Source organism: Pseudooceanicola aquaeponti (assembly GCF_050897975.1).
Lineage (GTDB): Bacteria > Pseudomonadota > Alphaproteobacteria > Rhodobacterales > Rhodobacteraceae > Pseudooceanicola.
The window spans coordinates 634,068-658,541 of the sequence record NZ_JBPAXY010000002.1; the positions used below are offsets into that span (position 1 = coordinate 634,068).

General features: G+C 68.2%; 23 protein-coding genes. 14 read left to right on the top strand and 9 right to left on the bottom strand.

Features of this window, described 5'->3' with window-relative positions; all coding sequences use genetic code 11:
- The first annotated feature begins 46 nt into the window (after window positions 1-46).
- The 5 genes from nth to lpxK all read left to right on the top strand — a co-directional run bounded on the left by nth (window position 47) and on the right by lpxK (window position 4,244).
- Complete coding sequence (gene nth, locus ACRARE_RS06635) at window positions 47-691, top strand: endonuclease III (protein WP_432655622.1); 645 nt, start codon at window positions 47-49, stop codon at window positions 689-691.
- The gene (locus tag ACRARE_RS06640; protein ID WP_432655623.1) at window positions 688-1,674 is read left to right on the top strand and encodes an adenosine kinase; all 987 of its coding nucleotides are present in this window, start codon (window positions 688-690) and stop codon (window positions 1,672-1,674) included. Before nth ends, ACRARE_RS06640 begins: the two co-directional genes overlap by 4 nt.
- A gap of 123 nt (window positions 1,675-1,797) precedes the next feature.
- Window positions 1,798-2,043 carry a DUF4170 domain-containing protein gene (locus tag ACRARE_RS06645; RefSeq protein WP_432655624.1) on the top strand — a complete coding sequence of 82 codons (246 nt, stop codon included), beginning with the start codon at window positions 1,798-1,800 and terminating at the stop codon, window positions 2,041-2,043.
- 6 nt (window positions 2,044-2,049) lie between these two features.
- Window positions 2,050-3,261, top strand: coding sequence for a 3-deoxy-D-manno-octulosonic acid transferase (locus ACRARE_RS06650; protein ID WP_432655625.1), 1,212 nt, complete (start codon window positions 2,050-2,052; stop codon window positions 3,259-3,261).
- Window positions 3,261-4,244 (top strand): tetraacyldisaccharide 4'-kinase, encoded by a 984-nt coding sequence (lpxK, locus tag ACRARE_RS06655; protein ID WP_432655626.1) that lies wholly within the window; start codon window positions 3,261-3,263, stop codon window positions 4,242-4,244. The genes ACRARE_RS06650 and lpxK overlap by 1 nt, the downstream gene beginning before the upstream one ends.
- Before the next feature lie 245 nt (window positions 4,245-4,489).
- Here the strand turns inward: lpxK and ACRARE_RS06660 are convergent, their stop codons facing one another.
- The 3 genes from ACRARE_RS06660 to ACRARE_RS06670 all read right to left on the bottom strand — a co-directional run bounded on the left by ACRARE_RS06660 (window position 4,490) and on the right by ACRARE_RS06670 (window position 8,404).
- The gene (locus ACRARE_RS06660; protein WP_432655627.1) at window positions 4,490-5,326 is read right to left on the bottom strand and encodes a 3'(2'),5'-bisphosphate nucleotidase CysQ; all 837 of its coding nucleotides are present in this window, start codon (window positions 5,324-5,326) and stop codon (window positions 4,490-4,492) included.
- On the bottom strand, window positions 5,313-6,656 hold the full coding sequence (locus ACRARE_RS06665; protein WP_432655628.1) for a TldD/PmbA family protein: 1,344 nt from the start codon (window positions 6,654-6,656) through the stop codon (window positions 5,313-5,315). The genes ACRARE_RS06660 and ACRARE_RS06665 overlap by 14 nt, the downstream gene beginning before the upstream one ends.
- A 182-nt stretch (window positions 6,657-6,838) precedes the next feature.
- Window positions 6,839-8,404, bottom strand: a complete 1,566-nt coding sequence (locus ACRARE_RS06670) for a DUF2125 domain-containing protein (protein WP_432655629.1) — start codon at window positions 8,402-8,404, stop codon at window positions 6,839-6,841.
- Between the two features lie 252 nt (window positions 8,405-8,656).
- Between ACRARE_RS06670 and ACRARE_RS06675 the strand changes: the two genes are divergently transcribed.
- Together ACRARE_RS06675 and ACRARE_RS06680 are read left to right on the top strand one after the other, a co-directional pair.
- Window positions 8,657-9,412 carry an SDR family oxidoreductase gene (locus ACRARE_RS06675; protein ID WP_432655630.1) on the top strand — a complete coding sequence of 252 codons (756 nt, stop codon included), beginning with the start codon at window positions 8,657-8,659 and terminating at the stop codon, window positions 9,410-9,412.
- The gene (locus ACRARE_RS06680) at window positions 9,409-10,014 is read left to right on the top strand and encodes an enoyl-CoA hydratase/isomerase family protein (protein WP_432655631.1); all 606 of its coding nucleotides are present in this window, start codon (window positions 9,409-9,411) and stop codon (window positions 10,012-10,014) included. Before ACRARE_RS06675 ends, ACRARE_RS06680 begins: the two co-directional genes overlap by 4 nt.
- A gap of 78 nt (window positions 10,015-10,092) precedes the next feature.
- On the opposite strand, the gene ACRARE_RS06685 is transcribed toward ACRARE_RS06680, so the two are convergent.
- Window positions 10,093-10,392 carry an HNH endonuclease gene (locus ACRARE_RS06685; protein ID WP_432655632.1) on the bottom strand — a complete coding sequence of 100 codons (300 nt, stop codon included), beginning with the start codon at window positions 10,390-10,392 and terminating at the stop codon, window positions 10,093-10,095.
- A gap of 17 nt (window positions 10,393-10,409) precedes the next feature.
- Here ACRARE_RS06685 and ACRARE_RS06690 point away from each other — a divergent pair, with 17 nt between their 5' ends.
- Window positions 10,410-11,594 carry a TIGR03862 family flavoprotein gene (locus tag ACRARE_RS06690; RefSeq protein ID WP_432655633.1) on the top strand — a complete coding sequence of 395 codons (1,185 nt, stop codon included), beginning with the start codon at window positions 10,410-10,412 and terminating at the stop codon, window positions 11,592-11,594.
- 16 nt (window positions 11,595-11,610) lie between these two features.
- On the opposite strand, the gene ACRARE_RS06695 is transcribed toward ACRARE_RS06690, so the two are convergent.
- From ACRARE_RS06695 to leuS, 4 genes are all read right to left on the bottom strand, one after another.
- Window positions 11,611-12,228 carry a glutathione S-transferase family protein gene (locus ACRARE_RS06695; protein WP_432655634.1) on the bottom strand — a complete coding sequence of 206 codons (618 nt, stop codon included), beginning with the start codon at window positions 12,226-12,228 and terminating at the stop codon, window positions 11,611-11,613.
- A 67-nt stretch (window positions 12,229-12,295) separates the two neighbouring features.
- Window positions 12,296-13,324: a DNA polymerase III subunit delta gene (gene holA / locus ACRARE_RS06700; protein ID WP_432655635.1), complete on the bottom strand. Its 1,029-nt coding sequence runs from the start codon at window positions 13,322-13,324 to the stop codon at window positions 12,296-12,298.
- A complete protein-coding gene (lptE, locus tag ACRARE_RS06705) occupies window positions 13,321-13,842 on the bottom strand; it encodes an LPS assembly lipoprotein LptE (protein ID WP_432655636.1) in 522 nt (173 codons plus the stop codon). Before lptE ends, holA begins: the two co-directional genes overlap by 4 nt.
- Window positions 13,829-16,486, bottom strand: coding sequence for a leucine--tRNA ligase (gene leuS, locus ACRARE_RS06710; protein WP_432655637.1), 2,658 nt, complete (start codon window positions 16,484-16,486; stop codon window positions 13,829-13,831). Before leuS ends, lptE begins: the two co-directional genes overlap by 14 nt.
- Window positions 16,487-16,653: 167 nt before the next feature.
- On the opposite strand from leuS, the gene ACRARE_RS06715 reads away from it, so the two are divergent.
- Window positions 16,654-17,916, top strand: coding sequence for a glycosyltransferase (locus ACRARE_RS06715; protein WP_432655638.1), 1,263 nt, complete (start codon window positions 16,654-16,656; stop codon window positions 17,914-17,916).
- 118 nt (window positions 17,917-18,034) lie between these two features.
- Here the strand turns inward: ACRARE_RS06715 and ACRARE_RS06720 are convergent, their stop codons facing one another.
- Window positions 18,035-18,502: a DUF3576 domain-containing protein gene (locus tag ACRARE_RS06720; RefSeq protein ID WP_432655639.1), complete on the bottom strand. Its 468-nt coding sequence runs from the start codon at window positions 18,500-18,502 to the stop codon at window positions 18,035-18,037.
- Between the two features lie 350 nt (window positions 18,503-18,852).
- Here ACRARE_RS06720 and ACRARE_RS06725 point away from each other — a divergent pair, with 350 nt between their 5' ends.
- From ACRARE_RS06725 to msrQ, 5 genes are all read left to right on the top strand, one after another.
- The gene (locus ACRARE_RS06725; protein WP_432655640.1) at window positions 18,853-19,806 is read left to right on the top strand and encodes a porin; all 954 of its coding nucleotides are present in this window, start codon (window positions 18,853-18,855) and stop codon (window positions 19,804-19,806) included.
- 153 nt (window positions 19,807-19,959) lie between these two features.
- Window positions 19,960-20,619 (top strand): YggS family pyridoxal phosphate-dependent enzyme, encoded by a 660-nt coding sequence (locus ACRARE_RS06730; RefSeq protein ID WP_432655641.1) that lies wholly within the window; start codon window positions 19,960-19,962, stop codon window positions 20,617-20,619.
- A 113-nt stretch (window positions 20,620-20,732) separates the two neighbouring features.
- Window positions 20,733-22,274, top strand: a complete 1,542-nt coding sequence (locus ACRARE_RS06735) for an FMN-binding glutamate synthase family protein (RefSeq protein WP_432655642.1) — start codon at window positions 20,733-20,735, stop codon at window positions 22,272-22,274.
- 150 nt (window positions 22,275-22,424) lie between these two features.
- A complete protein-coding gene (gene msrP / locus ACRARE_RS06740; protein WP_432655643.1) occupies window positions 22,425-23,327 on the top strand; it encodes a protein-methionine-sulfoxide reductase catalytic subunit MsrP in 903 nt (300 codons plus the stop codon).
- Window positions 23,327-23,962: a protein-methionine-sulfoxide reductase heme-binding subunit MsrQ gene (gene msrQ, locus ACRARE_RS06745; RefSeq protein WP_432655644.1), complete on the top strand. Its 636-nt coding sequence runs from the start codon at window positions 23,327-23,329 to the stop codon at window positions 23,960-23,962. The genes msrP and msrQ overlap by 1 nt, the downstream gene beginning before the upstream one ends.
- Window positions 23,963-24,474 lie beyond the last annotated feature (512 nt).

Below are 24,474 nucleotides of genomic sequence, written 5' to 3' on the forward strand. Positions count from 1 at the left end.
GGTTAAACGGCTTGTTGCAGGCGGGATTTCAGGGCAGAAACGCCCCATGGCCCGCCAATTGCCCTATCCGATCCTGCGCGAGATCTTTGCCCGCTTTCAGGCGGCCGAGCCCCATCCCAAGGGCGAGCTGGATCACACCAACGCCTATACGCTGCTGGTGGCGGTCGCCCTGTCGGCCCAGGCCACCGATGCCGGCGTGAACAAGGCCACCCGCAATCTGTTTCCCATCGCCGATACGCCGCAAAAGATGCTGGAGCTGGGCGAAGAGGGGCTGATCGAGCATATCAAGACCATCGGCCTGTATCGCAACAAGGCGAAGAACGTCATCAAGATGGCGAAGATCCTGGTGGACGACTATGGCGGCGAGGTGCCCAATTCCCGCGCCGCGCTGCAATCCCTGCCTGGGGTGGGCCGCAAGACCGCCAATGTGGTGCTGAACATGTGGTGGGGCTTTCCGGCGCAGGCGGTCGACACCCATATCTTCCGGCTGGGCAACCGCGCGGGCATCGCGCCCGGCAAGGATGTCGTCGCCGTGGAACGCGCGATCGAGGACAACATCCCGGTGGATTTCCAGCTGCACGCGCATCACTGGATGATCCTGCATGGCCGCTATATCTGCACGGCCCGTAAACCCAAATGCGGTAACTGCCTCATCCGGGATCTCTGCGAATTCGAGGAAAAGGTTCTATGACCAAGTATGACGTGATCGGCATCGGCAATGCCGTGATGGATGTGATCAGCCAAAGCGACGATGCCTTCCTGTCCCGCATGGGGATCGAGAAGGGCATCATGCAGCTGATCGAGCAGGACCGGGCCGAACTGCTTTATGCCGAGATGGAAAACCGCCGCCAGATCCCCGGCGGATCGGTCGCCAATACCGTGGCAGGCGTGGCCAACATGGGCCTGAAGACCGCCTTTATCGGCAAGGTGCGCGACGACGAGGTGGGCCGCGAATATGCTGCCAAGACCCGCGACGGCGGCACCGATTTTCCCAATGATCCCTTCGTCGGGGCCGAGCTGCCCAGCTCGCGCTCGATGATCTTCGTCTCGCCCGATGGCGAGCGCTCGATGAACACCTATCTGGGCATTTCCTCTGACGTGGGCCCCGACGATGTGCCCGACGCAGTCTGCCAGAACGCCGCGATCCTGTTCCTGGAGGGCTATCTCTACGACAAGCCCAAGGGCAAGGAGGCCTTCGAGACGGCGGCCCGGCTGACCCGCGCGGCGGGGGGCATGGCGGGGATCGCCCTGTCCGATCCCTTCTGCGTCGACCGTCACCGCGCCGATTTCCGGCGCCTGGTGAAGGATCTCGACTATGTCATCGGCAATGAGCACGAGTGGAAATCCCTCTACGAAACCGACGACCTGGGCGCGGCGCTGGAAACGGCGGCGGCCGAATCGGGGCTGATCGTCTGCACTCGCTCGGGCCACGACGTGGTCATCGTGCGCGGCGAGGAAGAGGCCATCGTGCCGGTGCAGGAGGTGACCCCGGTGGATGCCACCGGTGCGGGCGATCTTTTCGCCGCCGGGTTCCTGTACGGCCTGGCCACCGGCGCCGATCTGGCGACGGCAGGGCGCATGGGCTGTGTCGCCGCCGCCGAGGTGATCTCGCATTACGGCGCCCGCCCCGAGGCCGACCTGGCCGCGCTGTTCAAGGCCGAAGGGCTGGTCTGAGCCGCGCCGCCCGGGCGCAGAGGCGCTCACGGTAAACTGTATGCATTCGTGTACCGGGCGGGCTTGACCCGTCCGGACAATCAGCGCAAACCACGTTACGACGCATCTGGAAAGGAATGGCCCATGGCGCAGCGCCTTCACCTCGTCTTCGGCGGCGAACTTGTCGATCCGTCGAAGAACGTCTTCAAGGACATCAACGACCTGCATATCGTCGGCATGTACCCCTCTTATGCCGAAGCCTATGACGCCTGGAAGGCCGAGGCCCAGAAGACCGTCGATAACGCCCATATGCGCTATTACATCGCGCATATTCACCGGCTGCGCGACGAAGAGCTGGAAGCCTCGCCGACCGAGGAACTGGGTCATTAATCCCTGATGGTGCCCCCGGTCGGACTGGCTGCCTATCGGGCGCTGACCCGTCGGGGCGCCCCGGCCGGGGCGGATCTGCCGCCGCGGCCCGCAGGTGTGCTGCTGTGGATCCATTGCCCGCGCGCGGCGCGGCGCAAGTCCGCCGAGGAACTGGCCCGGCGGCTGATTTCCCAGGAAGAGGGGCTGTCGGTCCTGCTGACCCTGGGCGAGGCGGACCGGCTGCCGCCGATCGACGATCCGGCCCTGATCACCCTGCCCGCGCCCGAGGAAGACAGCCCCTCGCTTCAGGCCTTCTTCACCCATTGGCAGCCCGATCTGCTGGTCTGGCTGACCGGGGATCTGCGGCCGCCCCTCCTGGCCCAGGCGCGGCGCGCCGGTCTGCCCATGATGCTGGCCGAGGCCGAGGAGGACGGGTTCAACGAGCCGCGCTTCAGCCTGCGCCCCAGCCAGACGCGGCGGATGCTGGAGCGGTTTTCTACCCTTTGCGCCAGTTCCGCCAATGCCGCCCGCCGGTTGCAGCGCCTGGGCGTCGATCCGGCCCGGATCGAGATCACCGGCGCCTTGCAGGAGGCGGGCATGGCCCTGCCCTGCAATGACGAGGCGCGCGATGAACTGGCCGCCGAACTGGCCGGGCGGCCCATCTGGCTGGCCGCCATGGTGCACCGCGAGGAACTGGCCACGGTGCTGGAGGCGCACCGCCGCGCCTCGCGCCTGGCGCACCGGTTGCTGCTGGTGCTGGTGCCCGACGACCCCGAAGAGGCCGAGGGGTTCACCGAGGTGCTGCGGACCGAGGGCTGGCGCTACCTCAGCTGGTCCGAGGGCGACATGCCGCGCGAGGATACCCAGGTGCTGCTGGCCGATACGCGCGGCGAGATGGGGCTGTGGTATCGGCTGTCGCCGGTCACCCTGATGGCCGGGTCGCTGCGCCGGGGGATGAAGGGGCATGATCCGTTCGAGCCTGCGGCGCTCGGCTCTGCCGTGCTCTATGGGCCCTTCGTGGCGCATCATCTGCCTGCCTATACCAAGCTGGCCCAGGCGGGGGCAGCGCGGCTCATTCGCGATGCGGACAGCCTGGCGCAGGGCCTGTCGCGGATGCTGGCGCCGGATCAGGCGGCGACCATGGCGGCGGCGGCCTGGGATGTGGCCACGGCGGGCGCCGAGATGACCGACCGGGTCTGCGCCTGGGTGACCACGCAACTGGACGAAAGGCAGGGCTGATGCAGGCTCCCCCCTTCTGGTTCCGGCCCCCGGGCCTGGCCGCCACGCTGCTGCGGCCCCTGGGCGCGGCCTATGGCGCGGCCACCGCGCGGCGGCTGGCGGGGCGGGTGCCGGTGGATCCCGGGGTGCCGGTGATCTGCGTCGGCAACCTGAACGCCGGGGGCACCGGCAAGACGCCGACCGCCATTGACCTGCTGATGCGGCTGTCGGCCCGGGGCCGGACCCCGCATTTCCTGTCGCGCGGTTATGGCGGGACGCTGGAAGGGCCGGTGCAGGTCGATCCGCGCCGCCATGCCGCCGCCGAGACCGGGGATGAGCCGCTGCTTCTGGCCGCCTTCGCGCCGGGCTGGATCGCCCGCGACCGGGTGGCGGGCGCGCGCGCCGCCGTGGCCGCCGGGGCCGATGTGATCGTCATGGACGACGGGTTCCAGGATCCGTCGCTGGCCAAGGCCCTGTCGCTGGTGGTGGTGGATGCCTGGAAGGGCTTTGGCAACGGGCTCTGCCTGCCCGCCGGGCCGCTGCGCGAGCCGGTGGCCGCCGGGTTGGCGCGCGCCGACCTGCTACTGTCCATCGGCCCCGCCGAGGCCCAGGCGCAGTTCGATCCCGGCCCGCTGCCCGGGCATCTGGCGCATCTGCGCGGCGAGTTGGCGCCCTTGCCCACGGGGATGGACTGGCAGGACATGCCGGTCTTTGCCTTCGCGGGCATCGGCCACCCCGAGAAGTTCTTTGCCACCCTGCGCGGCCTTGGCGCCCGGGTAATCCATGGCGAGGGCCTGTCGGATCACCAGCCCCTGACGCCCGCCCTGCTGGCCCGGCTGGAACGGGACGCGGCGGCTCATGGGGCGCAGCTGGTCACCACCGAGAAGGACGCGGTGCGCCTGCCCGCCGAATACCGTCAGAAGGTGCTGACCCTGCCGGTGCGGCTGGCCTTGCAGGATGCGGACCCGCTGGAGGCGGCGCTGGATCGGGTGCTGGCGGGGTAGGGACGGGTGGGGGCTCTGCCCCCCCCGGTCGCCGGATGGCGACAAATAGAAGGGAAAAGGGGGCTCTGCCCCCCTTGAGCCTTCGTGGGCTCCTTCGCGGTTGAAATCGTCCCCCGGACGATTTCCGAGACGCCGCTCAGCCCCCGAGATATTTTTGGCAATGAAAAGAGAGGGGCTGGGCGCGCCGGGGCAGGCGGGGTGCCCAGCGACCCGCACCCGGCAAGGAGCGGGGAGCGCCCTTGGCCCTAGTCGCGCTGTGGCGGCAGGGGGGCGCGGGGGGCGTCGGGGGCCAGGCGGGAGAGGATTTCGGTTTGCAAGGCGGGTGAGGTGGCGATCACCCCGTCGAGCAGCGGCTGAGGCCGGTTGAAGAGCAGCGGCCCGCCCTGCCGGTCGCAGGTGGTGGCGCCGGCCTCTTCCACGATCAGGCTGCCCGCCGCGATGTCCCATTCCCAGGACGGGCGCAGGGTCATCATCGCGTCGAACCGGCCCTCGGCCACCAGCGACAGCCGGTAGGCCAGCGAGGGGCGGTAGTGGCGCACCACATCGGGCACCGGGCCGGTCCAGTTCTCGGGGGCGTAGTTGGGCTTGGCCGCCAGGAAATGCGCCCCGCTGAGCGCCGTGGCGCCACTGGCGCGGATCGGCGCGCCGTCCAGGGTCGCGCCCGCGCCCCGGGCGGCGGCATAGAGCTTGCCCATGGCGGGCAGAAAGACCACTGCGGCCGTGACCCGGCCCCCCTCGGCCACCGCCAGGGAATGGGCCCAGGCGCTGTCGCCCTTCATGAAGGCGCGGGTGCCGTCGATCGGATCGACGATGAAGACGCGGTCGTGTTGCAGGCGCACCGGATCGTCGGGGCGTTCCTCGGACAGCCAGCCGTAATCGGGCCGGGCCGCGCCAAGCGTGGCGTGGAGCGCCGCATCGACCGCCAGGTCGGCCTCGGTCACCGGGCCCTGGCCATCGGGTTTTTCCCAGCTTTGCGCGCCGCGCGCCGCATAGCGCAGGGCGATCTCGCCCACCTCGCGGGCGGCGTCGATCAACAGCGCCAGATCGGCGGCAGCGCGGGCGCGGGCCTCAGCGTCCGGCAAGGGTCATCCCTTCGACCAGCAGCGACGGCACCCGCAGCGAGGCCCAGGGGCGGGCGTCATTGGCGGGGCGCAGCCGGGCCAGCATGTCGCGCAGGTTGCCCGCGATGGTGCATTCATGGACCGGGTGGGTGATCTCGCCGTTTTCCACCCAGAAGCCCGCCGCGCCGCGCGAGTAGTCGCCGGTATTGGGGTTGATGGTCGAGCCGATCAGCGAGGTGACCAGCAGGCCGGTGCCCATCTCGGCCAGCATCTCGTCGCGGGTCTGCGTGCCGGGGGTCAGTTCCAGGTTCCAGGTGGTGGGGGCGGGCGGGGCCGAGAGGCCGCGCGCGGCATTGCCCGTGGGCGCCACGCCCAGCTTGCGCGCCGTGGCCAGATCGACGGTGAAGCCGGTCAGCACGCCGTTTCGGATGATGTCGCGGGGCGCCACGGCCAGGCCTTCGGCATCGAAGGGGCGCGACTGGCCGCCGCGCGGGCGCAGCGGGTCTTCGGTCAGGGTGAGGGCTTCGGGCAGCACCCCCTCGCCCAGGGCGTCGCGCAGGAAGGACGAGCCGCGCGCCACCGCCTGGCCGTTCACCGCGCCGATCAGATGGCCGATCAGGCTGGAGGCGACCCGTTCATCGTAAAGCACCGGATAGGCGCCGGTCTTGGGCGCCCGGGCGCCCTGACGGGCCAGGGCCCGCTCGGCGGCGCGCTGGCCGATTTCGGCGGCGTCGCGCAGATCGGCCGCGAAGATGCGCCCGTCGCTGTCGTGGTCGCGCTCCATCGCCTCGCCGGTGCCCGCGATGGCCACACAGGCCAGCGAGTGGGACGAGCGGCGATAGCCGCCCTCGAAGCCGTTGCTGGCCACCAGGCGGATGTCGCTTTCGCCATAGGCCGCCGAGGCGGTCGAGACCTGGCTGATGCCCGACACCGACAGCGCCGCGGCCTCGGCGCGCAGGGCGGCGTCCTTCAGGGCCTCGGGGTCGGGCTCACCCTTGGGGTCGTACATCTCCAGCCCCTCGGCATCGCGGCGCGCCGACAGCTGGTCGGGCGTGGCCAGGCCGATCCAGGGATCCTCGGGGGCCTCGCGGGCCATGGCGACGGCGCGTTCGGCCATCATCGCCAGCCCCTCGGGCCGTGCATCCGAGCCAGAGACGCAGGCCTGGCGCTGGCCCAGAAGCACCCGCAGGCCGATCTCGAACCCTTCGGCGCGCTCGGCCTGTTCAAGCTGGCCGCCGCGCATGTCGATCGACACGGAGGTGCCCTGGCGGGCCATCACGTCGGCGGCCTCGGCCCCGGCCTTGCGGGCGGCGTCGAGAAGGGCGTGGGAAAGATCGGTGAGGTCGTGCATGGAAGTCCCCGAATTTGGGCCGGGTTGCGGTTCCAACTGACCTAGACCCTGGGGGGGCGCGGATCAAGGCGCGGGGGCCCGGCCGGGGGCGAAACGCAAACCGCCCGGGCGCCAGTGGCGGCCCGGGCGGCAGAGGGTCGGGTCAGGGGGCGCGGCCCGAGGGCGGCGCCCGGCGCCGGGCCTCAGGGCATCATCGGGGTGCCGTTGACCAGCAGGCTTTGCTCGTCGGTGATCTCGATCGTGGTTGCCAGATCATCCGGCCCCGACACCTGGCGGGCGAACATCCCGGCCATCATCGGCACCGACATGGCCTGCTGCGGCGGGATCAGGCCCATCTGGCCCAGGGTCTCGACCAGTTTCAGCAGGCCCTGTGCCGTCACCTCCAGCGAGCCGGTGGCCTTGGGCATGTCGGGGTTCAGCTTCGAGGGGACAGAGTTGTCGATGTCGAAATGCCCCTCGGCCTGCACCGCGGCGCCCCCGGCCTTCAGCTCGAGCATGTCGAGGGTCAGCGCGGTCAGCTCGCCCGGGGTCTCGCCCGGGCCCATCTCCTGCATCGCCTCGGGATCGGTCAGATCCTGGAACAGGCGGGCAGCGCCGGACAGGCGGGCGTCGAGGGTGATCGGGTCATGGGGCAGGGCGCCGGTCGGGTCGACCATCCCCCACAGGCCTTCGGGCAGGTCGGCCTCGCGCAGGGTGATGCGCAGACCGATCGGCGCGGGTTCGTCGCCGGCGGTCAGCGGCATGGTCAGGCCGAAGCCGGTCTCGGCCAGGGTGACATCCACCGGGAAGGGCAGCTGGTCGGTGACCACCTGGACCGCCAGGTCGGTGGCGGAGGCGTCGTAATGCACTCCCTGCTCGCTCAGCTGCATCTGGAACTGGCCGCCGGTGCTGGTGTGCGACATGCTGAAGCTGTCGCCGTCCGAGCTGCCTTGCAGTTCCATCTTGCCGCCCTGGTGCAGCATCTGGGTGTCGACGCTCAGCCCGTTGGCAAACAGCTTGGCGGGATCGACCTCCTCGCCCTCGGTCCGGGCGGGCAGGGCGGCGGTGCTTTGCATCGTCAGGCCGGTCAGCTCGCCGGTGGCGTGGGCCTCGCCCTCTTCGCCGCTTTCGACCGGGGCGACCACGTCGAAACGATAGCTGAGGGTTTCGGCCAGGATGGATTGCTCGACGTTGTACAGATCGCCGCTGGTCATCCGGGCGCTGCCGGTCACCGCGTCCAGGGTCAGGGCCAGCAGATCGGTCAGGGTGACATCGTCGGGGCCGGTCACCTGGTCCACGGTCAGGCCGATCTGGTCCGCCTCGTAGGTGGCCGTCAGGTCCTCGGGGGTGCCGCCGAAGATCTGGCGCAGGGCCTGCTGGGTCAGGGTCATCTGGGCGCTGAACGGGCCTTCGTCGCTGTCGCCTTCCATGGTCATGGCCATGGCGGCGGGCAGCACCAGCTCAACCTCGTCGCCGCGCGCGGCATAGGTCAGATCGTGCAGGGTCAGGACCATGGTCACGTCTTCGTCGTCCTCGACCTCGGTCGTCATGGTCAGGCGCAGCGTATCCACGGTCAGGTCGTCGCCCGCGCGGCTGATGTCGGCGGACACCTCGTAGCCGCTGGCGCGCAGGTAGCCGAGGTTTTGTTCCCACAACTCGTCCGGGGTCAGGGCGAAGGCGGGGGCGGTCAGGCAGGTGCCGGTGACCAGCGCGGCCAGAAGGGGGCGCGCCGGACGGGGCAGGCGGGGGGTGAAAAGGGTAAGGGTCATGGAAAAGGTCCTCCGGATTATGGCGCACAGGGTGGCGCGCGCCCTGTCACCGGTCAAGCGTTTCGCGCCTGTCTGCGGCGTCTTGGCAGGGGGCGCGGGGGCGCGCAAGGGCCGGTCCCGGGCGACGGCGGGGGGCCGCCTCGGGCCGGGCGGGACGCCGGGCCGCTGGACGGGGCGCGGTCGGAAGGGTAGCTCTGGGCCGAAGAACCAGCAGGGACGGGGCCGAAGCCGCCCCGGGAAAGGACAACGGACATGACGGATCTGACGGGCAAGACGGCGATCATCACCGGGGCCAGCCGGGGCATCGGCGCCGCGGCTGCGCGGGAATTCGCCGCCCGGGGCGCCAATGTGGCGCTGCTGGCGCGCAGCAACGACGAGATCGCGGCCCTGGCGGGCGAGATCGGCCCCAAGGCCGTGGCGATTCCCTGCGACGTGTCGCGCTACTGGGAGGTCGAGCAGGCGGTGAAGGCCGTCGCCGAGACCTTCGGCGGCGTCGACATCCTGATCAACAACGCGGGCGTGCTGAAACCCGTCACCACCCTGGCCGAGGCCGAGCCCGAGGCCTGGATGAAGGTCATCGACATCAACATCGGCGGCGTCTTCAACGGGATGCGCGCCGTGCTGCCGATGATGATCGCCGCAGGCGGCGGGACCATCATCACCGTTTCCTCCGGCGCCGCGCATCGCGCCCTGGAGGGCTGGAGCGCCTATTGCACCTCGAAGGCGGGCGCCGCCATGCTGACCGAGGCCGCGCATCTGGAGAATGCCGAGCACGGCATCCGCGTCCTGGGCCTGTCGCCGGGCACCGTGGCCACCCAGATGCAGCGCGACATCAAGGCCTCGGGGGTCAATGCGGTCAGCCAACTGAACTGGGAAGATCACGTGCCCCCCGAATGGCCCGCCAAGGCGCTGCTGTGGATGTGCGGCCCCGAGGCCGACGCCCATCTGGGCGAAGAGCTGTCGCTGCGCGACGAGGGCCTGCGCGCCAAGCTGGGCCTGACGTCATGATCCGCACCGAAGAGCTGGAGGGGGGCCTTTACAAGGTCACCCTGGCGCGGCCCGACAAGGCCAATGCCCTGACCGAGGCGATGCTGGAAAGCCTGATCGAGGTCTTCGAGACGGTGCGCCCGCGCGCCACGATCCTGACCGGCGAGGGCCGGGTGTTCTCTGCCGGGGCGGATCTGGAGGCGGCGCGCGCGGGCCTGGGCGTCTCGCCCCTGTGGGAGAGGCTGTCGCGTGCCATCGCGGCGCAGCCCGGGCTGACCGTGGCGGCGCTGAACGGCACCCTGGCGGGGGGCGCCATGGGCATGGCCCTGGCCTGCGACATCCGCCTGGCGGTGCCGGGGGCGAAGTTCTTCTATCCGGTGATGAAGCTGGGCTTCCTGCCGCAGCCCTCGGACCCGGGGCGCATGGCCGCGCTCATTGGTCCGGCGCGGGCCAAGATGATCCTGATGGGCGGGCAGAAGATCCTGGCCCCCGAGGCCCTGGCCTGGGGTCTGATCGACCGCATCTGCGACGATCCGGTGGCCGAGGCCGAGGCGCTGGCCGCCGATACCCTGGGCGCCACGCCTGCCCATGCCGAGGCGATCAAGCGGATGTGCGAGGGCTAGGCCGGGTTGGGGGGCTCTGCCCCCCTTGAGCCGTTCCGGCTCAATTCCCCCCGGAGTATTTCTGGCCATCGAATGGGACTATTTGCGTTTGCGCCTGGCGCCCGGCGTCTTCGAGTGGAAGTCGGGCGGGCGTTTGGCGACCCAGGCGGCGAATTTCGCCAGTCGGGGGTGGCGGCGCAGGGCCTCCGGTGTGTGGTAGTCGCGGGCCAGTTCGGCCTCGGTCAGGGTGGCGTGGATCTCATTGTGGCAGATCTGGTGCAACAGCACGGTCGGGCCGCCCTTGCCGCCTTTGAGGCGGGGGATCAGGTGATGCAGGCTTTGTTTCGCATGGGGCGGAATGGGGCGCAGGCAGAGAGGGCAGAGGGGATCATCCGTCATGCCCGAAGGATAGGGTGATGCGCGCGGAAAGCGAGACGGTAGAGGCCTTGGTGATCGGCGCGGGTCCGGCGGGGCTGATGGCGGCAGAGGCGCTGGCGGGGGCCGGGCTGTCGGTCGTCGTGGTCGACCGGATGCCCAGCTTGGCGCGCAAGCTGCTGATGGCGGGGAAATCGGGGTTGAACCTGACCAAGGACGAGCCGTTCGAGCGGTTCGTCGCGGCCTATGGCGAAGGCGCCGAGCGGCTGCGCCCGATGCTGCGGGACTTCGGCCCCGATGAGGTCGCCGCCTGGGCGCGGGGGCTGGGGCAGGACCTGTTTACCGGCTCGACGGGGCGGGTCTTTCCGAGGGTGATGAAGGCCTCGCCGCTGCTGCGGGCCTGGCTGGGGCGGCTGGATGCGGCGGGGGTGCAGTTTCGCACCCGCTGGGCCTGGCGCGGCTGGGATGCGGAGGGGGCGGCGCTGTTCGACACCCCCGAGGGCGCGCGGCGGATCAGGGCCGGGGTCACGGTGCTGGCGCTTGGCGGGGCCAGCTGGCCCCGCCTGGGATCCGATGGCGCCTGGTCCGCGTGGCTGGGACCGATCGATCCCTTCCTGCCCTCGAACTGCGGTTTCCGCGTTACCTGGTCGGATCACATGGCGCCGCAGTTCGGCGCGCCGGTGAAGGCCGTGGCCCTGCACGCGGGCGGGCAGGTCAGCCGGGGCGAGTTCGTGATTTCCCGCGCCGGTGTCGAGGGCGGCGCGATCTATGCCCTGTCGGCGCCCCTGCGCGAGGGGGCGGCGCTGACGCTGGATTTGTTCCCCGATCTGGACGCCGCGACCCTGGCCGCCCGGCTGGCCAGGGGGCGCAAGGGCGAGAGCGGGGCCAAGGCGCTGCGGCGGATGAAGCTGGACGAGGCCAAGCGCGCCCTGGTGATGGAACTGGCACGGCCCCTGCCGAAGGACCCCGCCGCCCTGGCCGGGCTGCTGAAGGCGCTGCCGCTGCCGCTGGCGGGGCCGCAGGGGATGGAGCGGGCGATTTCCAGCGCCGGGGGCCTGCGGCTGGACGCGCTGGATGATCATCTGATGCTGCGCGACCGGCCGGGGGTCTTTGCCGCGGGCGAGATGCTGGGCTGGGACGCGCCGACCGGGGGCTATCTGCTGACCGCCTGCCTGGCCACCGGCCTGGCGGCGGGGCAGGCGGCGGCGGAGTACGCGCGCCGCTAACCTTGCGCCGGGGGCGTCAGGCGGTGGCGGGCGCGGCCAGGGATTTCTCCGAGGCCACGGCGCGGCGGTAGGCCTCGCGGGCGCGCATCCGGGCGTGATAGGCCAGCAAGGCCTCGTTGGTGACCTCGAAACGCGCCGCATGGGCCCAGTCAAGGCAATGGGCGGCCAGGATGTCGGGCACCGTCATCTCTTCGCCCATGACGAAGGGGCCCACCATGCGCTCGGCCAAGGCTTCGCAATTGCGGGCAAATTCCCATCGCAGGCTGTCCTTGATCGCGGGCAGACGCTGCTCTTCGGGCAGGACGAAACTGTGCCGGGTGGACATCCACAGGACCCCCTCGATGTCATCGACGATCTGCTGGGTCAGCCCGTCCTGGCGGGCGCGGTCCAGGCTGCCTGCGGGGGCGGTCATGCGGCCGGTGCTGTCCGCGAGCCAGGTCAGGATGGCGACGGAATCGGTCAGGGCGGTGCCGTCCTCGGTGACCAGCACCGGCAGCTTGCCCAGGGGCGAATGCTCGGTCACCTGTGGTTCATGGGGTTTGGCGTATTGGCGCTGGTAGGGCAGACCCAGCTCTTCGAGCATCCAGACGACGCGGAAGGTGCGGTTCTGCGGACCGCCGATAAGGGTATACATGGGTGATCTCCTCCTGCCGCCAAAGAGGCACAGGGGCGGGCGGAAATCCAGTATGACGTGACGCGGCCTAGCGCGCGCGACCCAGCATGGCCAGGCGGATCAGCATCCGTTCCACCAGCGCCATGTCCGGCGCCGTGGCCCCGGCAGAGCGCAGGGTCAGATCCGTCTCGACGATCAGCGACAGGGCCTGTTCCAGGCGCGGTGCGCCCCAAGAACCGGCCTGGCGCATGATCCGGTCGCGGCGGGGGCCGAAGACCGGCGGGCGCAGCTTGCCGATGCCCTCGCCCGGCCCGCCCGGATGGGCGGCAACGGCGTAGAGGGTGCGGAAGTGGCGCAGGGCGGCGATGCACAGCCCCGTGGGCTGGGTGCCCTGGGCCTTCAGCTGGCGCATCACCGGGCCGATCTCGCCCGCGCGGCTTTCGGCCACGGCGTGCAAGACGTCGTCCAGCTCGGCCTCGACCGAGGCGGGGGCGCAGGCGGCGATATCCGCGCCGGTCAGGGGGCTGTCGTCGCCGAATTTGTAAAGCGCGATCTTTTCCACGGTCTGGCGGAAATCGCCGGGATCCAGGGCCAGGGCCAGGTTGGTCAGATCGCGCAGGGCGTCCTGGGGGACGTTGCGCAGGCCTGCCTTTTGCAGCGTCGCCTCGATTTCCTCGCGCGAGGGCGGGTCGTCGTAGATGCCGCAGGCATAGGCGTTGCGGTGCCCCTCGAAGGCCTTGCGGATCTTCGAAGTGGCCTTCAGCTGGCCTGCGGTGACGATCAGCTGGGCGTCGCCCGGCTGCCATTCCTCCAGCGCGGCCAGAAGGGCCGGGGCGGCGGTGTCGTTCACCCCTTCGACGAAGACCACGCGCGGGCCGGGAAAGAAGCTTTGCGCCTTCATCGCATCCACCAGCTGGGCGGTGTCGCGGCGCAGCTCGCCCCCCTGCATCCGGGTCAGGCGCATTTCCTCGTCGCCCTGGGGGCCGACGAGGGCGGCGATCATCTCTTGCCGCCGCAGGGCGATGCGCATCGCATCGGGGCCATAGAGCAGCACACCGGTGCGGTCCGCCTCGGGCTTGGCGGCATAGCGGGCGATGTCGCGCGCGGCGAGCTTCATGTCTCGGCGGTGGCGGGGGCGGGCAGCTCGGCGATCAGGCGGGTCATCAGCAGATCGGCCAGCATGGTGACGATGCGGGCGCGCGCCGCGCGGCCCGCGGCCTGGGTGGCGACGGTCGAGCCGGTGGCGGAATAGCCGGTGAAGTTGGTCACCTGGCCCGACGTCAGCACCGCGCCGGTGGCATCGCGCAGCTTGTAATCCAGATCGCCCGAGACGCGGAACCGCGTGGTGTCATTGGCGGCATTGACCGCGAGGCGGCTTTCGGAAATGCGCAGCGACAGTTCCAGCGCGTAGTCCGCCGATCCGGCCCGGCCCAGGCGCTGTTCCAGCTCACGGATCAGCAGATAGCTTTCTTCCGAGTTGGGATCGGGCAGCAGGGTCCGGCCATAGAGGCGCGAGGCCGCGCCGCCCGGCGCATAGGCCGGAGAGAAGCCGCAGCCCGCCAACCCCGCCAGCCCGAGACCGGCGAGGGCTTTCAGCACGTTGCGCCGCGCAGGGCTGCTTTTAGACAACGACATTCACGATCCGCCCGGGGACGACGATGACCTTCTTGGGCTGGGCCCCGTCCAGCGACCTGACGACACCATCGCTGGCCAGGGCCAGCTTTTCAACCTCTGCCTTGTCCATGTCCTTGGGCACGGTGATCTCGCCCCGGCGCTTGCCGTTGACCTGGATGGGCAGGGTGACGGTGTCCTCGACCAGCATGGCCTCGTCCGCCACCGGCCAGGGGGCCTTGGCGATCAGGCCTTCGCCGCCCAGCAGGGCCCAGATTTCCTCGGCCAGGTGGGGGGTCATCGGCGACATCAGCTGCGCCAGGGTCAGCACCGCCTGTTTCTTCGCCGCGCCCGAGGCCTTGGACTTCTGGATGGTGTTGGTGAAGCCGTAGAGTTTCGCGATGGAGGCGTTGAAGCCGAAGCTTTCGACGCCCAGGGTCACGTCGCGGATGGCCTTGTGCATCTCGCGCAGAAGCGCGGTGTCATCGGCCTCGGTGCCTGCGGCGCCCTCGTCCAGCTCTGCCGCCAGGCGCCAGACGCGGGCCAGGTGCTTGCTGGCCGCCTCGGCGCCCGCGGCGGTCCATTCCACGTCGCGTTCCGGCGGGCTGTCGGACAGCACGAACCAGCGCGCGGTATCGGCGCCGTACTGTTCGATGATCGCCACCGGGTCGACCACGTTGTTCTTCGACTTCGACATCTTGGCCGAGGGGATGATCTCGATCCCACGGTCCTTCATCTTCTCAATCGAATGGAGCTGAGACAGCGCGAAATTGTCGGAGGGGTCGATGTTGCTGGCTGCTGCATCCTGCTTCAACACAGCTGCTTTACGCCCGTCGGCGTCGTTAAACTCGATGACGTCCTCGGGGTAGTGGTAGACCGGGCGGCCTTCAGCGTTGCGGCTTTGGTAGATCGCGTGGGTCACCATCCCTTGGGTGAAGAGCGCGTTGAACGGCTCTTTCGACTTCTCGGGCAGGTGGCCGCAGATGTTCATCGCCCGGGCGAAGAAGCGCGAATAGAGCAGGTGCAGGATCGCGTGTTCGATGCCGCCGATATACTGGTCGACGTTCATCCAGTATTCGGCCTCGGCCAGGTCGGTGGGCGTGGTGGCGCGGGGCGCGGTGAAGCGGGCATAGTACCAGGACGAATCGACGAAAGTGTCCATCGTGTCCGTCTCGCGCTGCGCGGGCTTGCCACAGGCCGGGCAGGCGCAGTCACGCCAGGTCGGGTGCCGGTCCAGTGGGTTGCCGGGCACGGCAAAGTCGATCGGCTTGCCGCCCTCGTCATAGGGCAGTTCGACCGGCAGGTTCTCTTTCTTCTCGGGGACCACGCCGCAGTCGGGGCAATGGACGACCGGAATCGGGCAGCCCCAGTAGCGCTGCCGCGACAGGCCCCAGTCCCGCAGGCGGAACTTGGTCACGCCCTGGCCGATGCCCTTGGCCTCGCAGAACTCGACCGTGGCGTCGATGGCCTCGTTGCCGGTCATGATGTCCTCGCCCGCGACCTTGCGGATGAAACGCACCTTGTCGGGCTTGGGCGGCACATAGGCGCCCTTGGCCGGATAGTCGCCCTCGACAGGCTCGAACACCGGGGTGATCGGCAGGTCGTATTTGCTGGCGAACTCATGGTCGCGCTCGTCATGGGCGGGCACGCCGAAGATGGCGCCGGTGCCGTAGTCCATGAGGATGAAGTTGGCGATCCAGACCGGCAGTTTCCATTCGGGATCAAGGGGGTGGGTCACGGTCAGCCCGGTGTCGAAGCCCAGCTTCTCGCCGGTCTCGATGGCCTCTTCGGTGGTGCCGCCCTTGCGCGCCTCGGCGCAGAACGCCGCGACCTTGGGATCCTTGGCTTCCAGCGCCTTGGCCAGCGGGTGGTCGGGCGAGATGCCGACAAAGCTGGCCCCCATCAGGGTGTCGGGGCGGGTGGTGTAGACCTCGATCTGCTCGAACCCTTCGGCGGGCGCCGTCAGATCCCAGGAGAATTGCAGCCCGCGCGACTTGCCGATCCAGTTGGCCTGCATCGTCTTCACCTTGGCGGGCCAGTCGCCGAGACCGTCCAGCGCCGTCAGCAGCTCATCCGAGAAATCGGAGATCTTGAAGAACCACTGGGTCAGCTCGCGCCGTTCCACCAGCGCGCCGGAACGCCAGCCGCGGCCGTCCTCGACCTGTTCGTTGGCCAGAACGGTCATGTCGACCGGATCCCAGTTGACCACGGCATTCTTGCGGTAGACCAGGCCCTTTTCCAGGAAATCCAGGAACATGGCCTGTTGCTGGCCATAGTATTCCGGGTCGCAGGTGGCGAACATCCGGGTCCAGTCCAGGCCGAAGCCCAGGGGCTTCATCTGGGCGACCATCGTGTCGATGTTGGAATAGGTCCAGTCCTTGGGGTGGCCGCCATTGGCCATGGCGGCGTTTTCGGCGGGCATCCCGAAGGCGTCAAAGCCCATGGGGTGCAGCACGTTGTGCCCGGTGGACATCTTGTAGCGGGCGATCACATCGCCCATGGTGTAGTTGCGGACGTGGCCGATGTGGATCCGCCCCGAGGGGTAGGGGAACATCTCGAGCACGTAGTACTTCGGCTTGTCGCCCTCGCGGGTGGCGCGGAACACCTGGGCGTCGTCCCAGGCCTTCTGCCATTTCGGTTCGATCTCGGCGGCGGAATAGCGCGACATGTCTGGCCCTCGGGTGTCTGGCGGTAATCGGTCTGCGGATAGCTGTTGGCGCGGTTGATATTGCGCGGGGCGCGCAGGGTCCAGCCCTTTGCGCAAAGGGGCGGCGGCCACGGGTTTCCAAGGCGGGCGGCGCGTGGTTCACTGGCACCACCTGCGGAGTGGCGCCTTTGAACATCCTCTTCATCCATCAGAACTTTCCCGGCCAGTTCAAGCATCTGGCGGTGGCCCTGGCGGCGCGCGGCCATTCGGTGACCGCGCTGACCCTGCGGGTGAAGGAACCGGCCACCTGGCGCGGGGTGCGGGTGCTGCCCTATCAGATCCACCGCAAGGGGGGGCAGCAGCTGCATCCGTGGATCCTCGACATGGACAGCAAGGTGACCCGGGCCGAGGCCTGTTTCCGCGCCGCCCGGCGCCTGCGCGATCAGGGCTATACCCCCGATGTCATCATCGCCCATCACGGCTGGGGCGAGTCGCTGTTTCTGCGCGACGTCTGGCCCAAGGCGCGCCTGGGTATCTATTGCGAGCTTTATCACCTGGCGGGCTATCCGCATCTGAACTTCGACCCCGAGTTCCGCGGTCAGGACGACGGGGTCGAGCCGCTGCGCATCCGGATGAAGAACCTCAACAACCACCTGCATTTCGACATTGCCCAGGCGGGGATCTCGCCCACGCGGTTCCAGGCCGACACCTTCCCGGCCACCTTCCGCGACGAGATCTCGGTTATTCACGACGGGATCGACACCGGCCAGGTGAAACCCGACCCGCAGGTGCGTTTCGCGCTGGAAGAGGGCGGGCGCGTCCTGACCCGGGACGACGAGGTGATCACCTTCGTCAATCGCAACCTCGAACCCTATCGCGGTTACCATATCTTCATGCGTGCGCTGCCCGAGTTGCTGCGGGCACGGCCCAAGGCCCAGGTGCTGATCACCGGGGGCGATGGCACCTCTTACGGGGCGAAACCGCCCGCCGGGCAAAGCTGGAAACAGATCTTCATCGACGAGGTGCGCGACCAGATCCCGGAGGAAGACTGGGCGCGGGTGCATTTCCTGGGGCGCATTCCCTATCCGCGATTCCTCGACATGCTGCGGCTGTCGCGGGTGCATGTCTATCTGACCTATCCCTTCGTCCTGTCCTGGTCCCTGCTGGAGGCGATGGCGACCGAGGCGGCGATCGTGGCCAGCGATACCGCCCCGGTGCGCGAGGTGATCACGCATGACAGGACCGGGCGGCTGGTGGACTTCTTCGACCCCGCCGCGCTGACCGCCGAGGTCTGCACCCTGCTGGAGGATGGCGCGGCGCGCGAAAGGCTGGGCCGGGCGGCGCGGGCCCATATCCTGGAGCATTACGAGCTGACGCGAATCTGCCTGCCCCGGCAGATCGACTGGGTCGAGCGTCTGGGCCAGATGCACGCGCCGCCGCTGCCGGAATAGGCGCCAGGGGGCGCGGCAGGGGGAGGCGGGCAGAAAGAAGAAGGGCGGCGCCCGATGGGCCCGCCCCTTTATCTCACTCTATATAACTGACGCCTCCGCAGGGGAGGGGGCCGGCGTCTTAGAACCGGCGGTCGCCGACGCGCAGCTGGCGGGCGCGGGTCAGGATCGCATCCTCGACCGCCCGCTGGGTGCCTTCAGCCACCGGGGCGCCGCCGCGGGTCTGGATCGCCACGTTCAGCGAACGCGCTTCCAGCGCCGGATCCGAGATATAGACGGTGGCGCGATAGGCGCGGCCGCCGCCGGGCGGGGTGCCGTAGCCGAAGGAGATGACGCCGGTAAAGGGATCGACGGTTTCCACGGGCAGGAAGTTCAGCACCTCCAGCGAGGCGTTCCACAGGTAACGGTTCACCGCCACCTTGCTGCCGTCATCGCGCTGGTTGAACAGGTCCCAGATCGTTTCGCGCTGGTCCAGCTGTTGCTGCGGCGTCGGACCCGGGTCGGGGTTGTTGCCACAGGCGGCCAGTGCCAGCAGGCCGGTCACGGCCGTGGCGCGGGCCACGGTTCGGATTGCGCGAGAAGAGATCATGCTTCGGCCCCGTTCTAATTGGTCCTCTCCGATCTACCGAAGCCGCCCCTCAGGAGCAAGAACCTTTAAGGCGCGGGATTTCCTGCCATAAGCAATGTAGGTGCCGCCGCCGCGCAGATCGGCGGGCGCGGGGCGCGCCTGCGCCGGGCACAGGCCCGCACGCGCAGAAAACCGGCGGGATCGGCCCGGTGGCCGGGGGGCACTGTGGCAGAGTTGCACCAATCCGTGGCGTGGTTGTCGGCGCGCCTTTCGGTGTTCTTGCCAAGGAACGGCAAAAAGAGCGAAAGACCTTGGCATACCCAATGCGGATTCTCCGTTTTGGGGCAGACTGAGAAACCGAGGGAAACACTATGAAAAAGATTCTCTTTGCGACGACCGCCCTGGTCGCTTCCGCAGGCTTCGCCTCCGCTGACATCACCGTTTCCGGTGGCGCCAACATGGGTGTGAAGTACCAAGAAGGCCGCGCCGCTGGCGAAACCTTCCTGTACAACGAACTGGACTTCGGCATCGCCGGTTCCGGCACCACCGACTCGGGCATCGAGTTCGGCGCGTCGATCGACCTGGACGCATCGCTGACCGACGAGTCGGCTTCGCAAGACCCGGGTTCCTTCGACCCCGAAGCTTACGTCTCCTCCGGCGGCCTGACCCTGACCATCGGTACCCTGGACGGCGCTTCCGACCCCTTCGGCCTGCCCGACATCGGCTTTGACGGCGTTGGCGTTGACGACGTTGCAGAAGACCTGATGGGCGGCGCACTGGGTGTGAAATCCGGCGCCAACGTGAACGTCTCCTACACCTTCGGCGACTACTCCTTCATGGCTGCCCATGACGGCGACGACAACTGGGGTATCGCGTTCAGCGGCGCCGTGAACGGCTTCTCGTTCGGCATCGCCTACGAAGAAAACAACGACATCACCTTCGATACGTTCACCTTCTTCGGCAACACCATCGTGACCGAATACCTCGACGTTCAGTCGACCTGGCTGAACCTGGGCTACGAATTCGACGCCTTCTCGGTGACCGCGTTCTATGTCAACATGGACATCGACCACACCGACGTTGGCTTCTTCGGCAACCCGGACGTCGTGACCTCCTCGACCGAAGAAGGCTACGGCCTGGCCGCTTCCTACACCGCCGGCGACCTGACCGTGACCGGTGTCTGGGCTGACAGCTCGACCGCAGACGACGCTGCCTACGGCATCGACGCAGCCTACGACCTGGGCTCCGGCCTGGTCCTCAAAGGCGGCGTGGCTTCGGTCAACGACGCAACCAACGCCGACCTCGGCGTGATCATGTCCTTCTAATAGACCCTACGGTCTATCAGATGGGGAAGGGCGAGCTTCGGCTCGCCCTTCTTGCTTTTCGGGTCCTCGCCACGGCGGGGGCCTTTTCTTTTTCCGCGCGCTGGTGTTCCTATGCCGCCAAATCCCCACCCGACGACCCGCCAGGAGGCCCCCATGTCGCTGTCAGAGATCCGCACCCGTATCGCCAAGGCCTGCGACGAGGCCGGGCGCGACGCCTCCGAGGTGACCCTGATCGCCGTCTCGAAGGTGCAGCCGAACGAGCGGGTGCGCGCCGTGCTGGACGAGGGCCAGCGCGTCTTCGGCGAAAACCGGGTGCAGGAGGCGGCGGGCAAATGGCCCGACTTCCGCCAGCAGTACGAGGGGATCGAGCTGCATATCATCGGGCCGCTGCAATCCAACAAGGTGCGCCAGGCCATGGAGCTGGCGCAGTACATCCATTCGGTGGACCGCCCCAAGATCGCCCATGCCATCGCCCGCATCGCCGATGAAACCGGCGCCTGCCCGCGCCTGTTCCTTCAGGTGAACACCGGCGAAGAGCCGCAGAAGGCGGGCATCCTGCCGGGCGAGGCCGACGCCTTCGTGGCCGAATGCCGCGCCCTGTCGCTGCCGGTCGAGGGGCTGATGTGCATCCCCCCGGTCGAGGAAGAGGCCAGCCTGCATTTCGCCCTTCTGGCGAAGATCGCCGAACGCAACGGGCTGACCGGCCTGTCGATGGGCATGTCGGGCGATTTCGAGAAGGCGATTTCCTTTGGTGCCACCCATGTGCGTGTCGGCTCTGCCATCTTCGGCGCCCGCGAGGCCGCGCAGGGCTGATCCGTCGCAATGCCGTGATCCGGCGGGTCTAAAGAGGCACGGAAGGTTGCGGCGCGGCGCGGGCTTCGCCAAGCTGCGGCCAAAGCGAGGCACGGGCTGAGGAGCTGGACCCAATGGATTTCATCGCGCCAATCGTCGAATGGCTGGTCTTTATCTTCGTCATGGCCATCGGCCTGGCGATGCTGGCCGTGGTGGTCATGTTCCTGCTGGACCTGGGCCAGCGCGAGGATGCCATCCGTCGGAACTATCCCGTCATCGGCCGCTTCCGGGGCATGTTCACCAAGCTGGGCGAATTCTTCCGCCAGTATTTCTTTGCCATGGACCGCGAGGAAATGCCCTTCAACCGGGCGCAGCGCGAGTGGGTCTACCACTCGGCCAAGGGGCTGAGTAACACCCTGGCCTTCGGCTCGACCCGGAACCTGTCGATTCCCGGCACGCCGATTTTCGTCAACGCGGTCTTTCCGCCGCTGGACGACCAGTTCGCGGTGACCAAGCCGATGGTGATCGGCCCCTATGCCCGCCATCCCTACAATGCGCCGTCGATCTTCAACATCTCGGGAATGTCCTATGGCGCCATGTCGCGCCCGGCGATCGAGGCCCTGTCGAAGGGCGCGAAAGAGGCGGGGATCTGGCTGAACACCGGGGAAGGGGGGCTGTCGCCCTATCACCTCGAAGGGGGCTGCGACCTGGTCTATCAGATCGGCACGGCGAAGTTCGGGGTGCGCGACCATGACGGCAACCTCAGCGACGAGAAGCTGCGCGAGATGGCCGCCAAGCCGCAGGTGAAGATGTTCGAGCTGAAGCTGGCCCAGGGCGCCAAGCCCGGCAAGGGCGGCATCCTGCCCGCCGCGAAGGTGGACGAAGAGGTGTCGCAGATTCGCGGCGTGCCCATGGGCAAGCCCGCCATCAGCCCGAACCGCCACAAGGAGATCGACGATTTCGGCGACCTGCTGGACATGATCGCCCATATCCGCGAGGTCACCGGCCGGCCCGTCGGCTTCAAGACCGTCATCGGGTCCTCCGACGCCTATGAAGAGCTGTTCGAGATGATCGTGGCGCGCGGCCCCGAATCGGCGCCCGACTTCATCACCATCGACGGCGGCGAGGGCGGCACTGGCGCCGCGCCCATGCCGCTGATGGATCTGGTGGGGATGCCCCTGCGCGAGGCGCTGCTGCGCATCGTCGACATGCGCGACCGCTTCGGCCTGCACGACCGTATCCGCATCATCGCCAGCGGCAAGCTGGTGAACCCCGCCGATGTGGCCTTTGCCATCTGCGCGGGGGCCGATTTCGTCACCTCGGCGCGCGGCTTCATGTTCTCGATGGGCTGTATCCAGGCGCTGAAGTGCAACAAGAACACCTGCCCCACGGGGATCACCACCCATGACCCGCATCTGCAACGCGGCCTGGTGGTGCAGAAGAAGTACAAGGGCGTGGCCAATTACGCCCGCGGCATCGTCGGCGAGGTCGAGATGATCGCCCATTCGGTCGGCGTGGGCGAACCGCGCCAGATGCGCCGCCGCCATGTGCGCCTGGTGCTGGCCGACGGCAACTCGGTCGTGCTGCGCAAGCTGCGCCCCTCGGTCGAGGATGCCGCCGCCATCCCCGAGGCCAGCAAGACCGCCGAGGCCCCGGTGGAGGCCCCCGACGCCTGACCTCCGGTCCCCCAGAGGCCCCCGCCCGCGCAGCCCCCTGCGCGGGCGTTTTGTTTCAGGCCATTGCCGCAGCTGTGAGCAAGGGTCATTTTGAGGAAACCGGATGGGCTGCTACCTCGTATCTTAGGGAGAGACATGAGGAGACCCGCGATGCGACGCAGCTGGACCACCCCCCTGACCGAAAACGACGTGACCCCCGAATCCGTCTACCTGAACCGGCGGACGATCCTGGCGGGGATGGCGGGGATGGGCCTGGGCTCGATCGCCGGGCCTGCGCTGGCCGCGCCCGAGGGGCTGCGCCCCAACGACTTCGAGGACATCACCCAGTACAACAACTACTACGAGTTCGGCACCGGCAAGGAAGACCCGGCGCGCTATGCCCATAACCTGACCGTCGCCCCCTGGTCGGTCGAGATCAACGGTATGGTCGACCGCCCCGGCACCTACGGGCTGGAAGACATCCTGAAGGGCAAGGAGATCGAAGAGCGGATCTATCGCCTGCGCTGCGTCGAGGCCTGGTCGATGGTGATCCCCTGGAACGGCTTCGAGCTGCGCGCGCTGCTGGATCAGGTGGGCGTGCAGTCGGGGGCCAAATACGTGGCCTTCGAGACCGCCCTGCGCCCCGACGAAATGCGCGGCGTGTCGCGCCGGGTGCTGGACTGGCCCTATCGCGAGGGCCTGCGCCTGGATGAGGCGATGCACCCGCTGACCCTGCTGGCCACCGGCGTCTATGGCCGCGACCTGCCGAACCAGAACGGCGCCCCCCTGCGCCTAGTGGTGCCGTGGAAATATGGCTTCAAGTCGATCAAGTCGATCGTGCGGATCACCCTGCAGGAAGAGCAGCCCTTCACCAGCTGGAAGGATGCCAACTATCGCGAGTACGGCTTCTATTCCAACGTGAACCCCGAGGTCAGCCATCCGCGCTGGTCCCAGGCCAGCGAGCGGGTGATCGGCGGCGGCCTGCGCTCGCGCCGCGACACCGATCTGTTCAACGGCTACGGGGAAGAGGTGGCGCACCTCTATTCCGGCATGGATCTGTCGAAGAACTATTGATGTCGGTGCTGGCTCTTCCCAAACCCGTGCAGCGGCGCCTGGCGGATCCGGTGAACCGGGCGCTGCGCCACCTGCCGACCTGGCCCCTCTATATCCTGGGGGCGCTGCCGCCCGCCTGGCTGTACTGGGCGGCGCTCAACGACCGGCTGGGGGTCGATCCGGTGCGCGAGATGGAACATCAGCTGGGCCTCTGGGGCCTGTGGCTGATCATTGCGACCCTGGCGGTGACCCCGCTGCGCCAGATCACCGGCATCTCGCTCTTGAAGTATCGTCGCGCCCTTGGGCTGCTGACCTTCTTCTATATCCTCTGCCATCTGGCGGTCTGGGCCTATTATGACGTCCAGACCTGGGGCCGGGTTTGGGCCGACATCGTCAAACGCCCCTATATCACCATCGGCATGGCGGGGCTGGCCCTGATGCTGCCCCTGGCGCTGACCTCGAACAACGCCTCGATCCGGTGGCTGGGCAAGCGCTGGCGCAAGCTGCACAAGCTGGCCTATGCGGTGGCGATCCTGGGCGGGCTGCACTTCATCATCCTGGTGAAGGGGTTCCAGATCGAACCGCTCCTCTACATGGCGGCGATTCTGGCGCTCCTGGCGCTGCGACTCCCCGGGATGGCCCAAAAACGACGCTGAAAAGCGTCGTTTTTCGCAATTCGGGGGCAAATCACCCCTGAAAAGCGGCCGAGACTACTCGATTTCGACGGCGAGTCTGTGGAAAACTTGCCCGGCACGGGATTTTCACTGGTCAGGGTGCGTCGAGAGGGCGGAAAACCGCAAAAAGTTGGCCATGCAAGTGTATGTATTTGTTCGGTAAATCATGTTCTTGCAAAAATTATGACGGTTTCCGCGATTTTCCCCTTGCGAGGGTCGGCCCTGATCCGTAAATACCCCTTCACCGGCGGCGCTGAGGCGCAGCGGGGCGGCCCGGACGGGTCGAACGGAACGAAGCGGCGGCGCTGCTGAGGGAGGTTCGAGGCGGACGGGTTGAAAGAAATTCAGAGGTACTGTCGGGCGGGCGCGCCGTAAGTTAGGGCGCACTGGTCTGGTTTTTGTCTCTACGCTCTTTGACATCGCGAGTATCTGAAGAGATATGCGGGCGGTTTGGATCATTCGACGAATGAACGTCTGTATATCGCGCTCTTAGG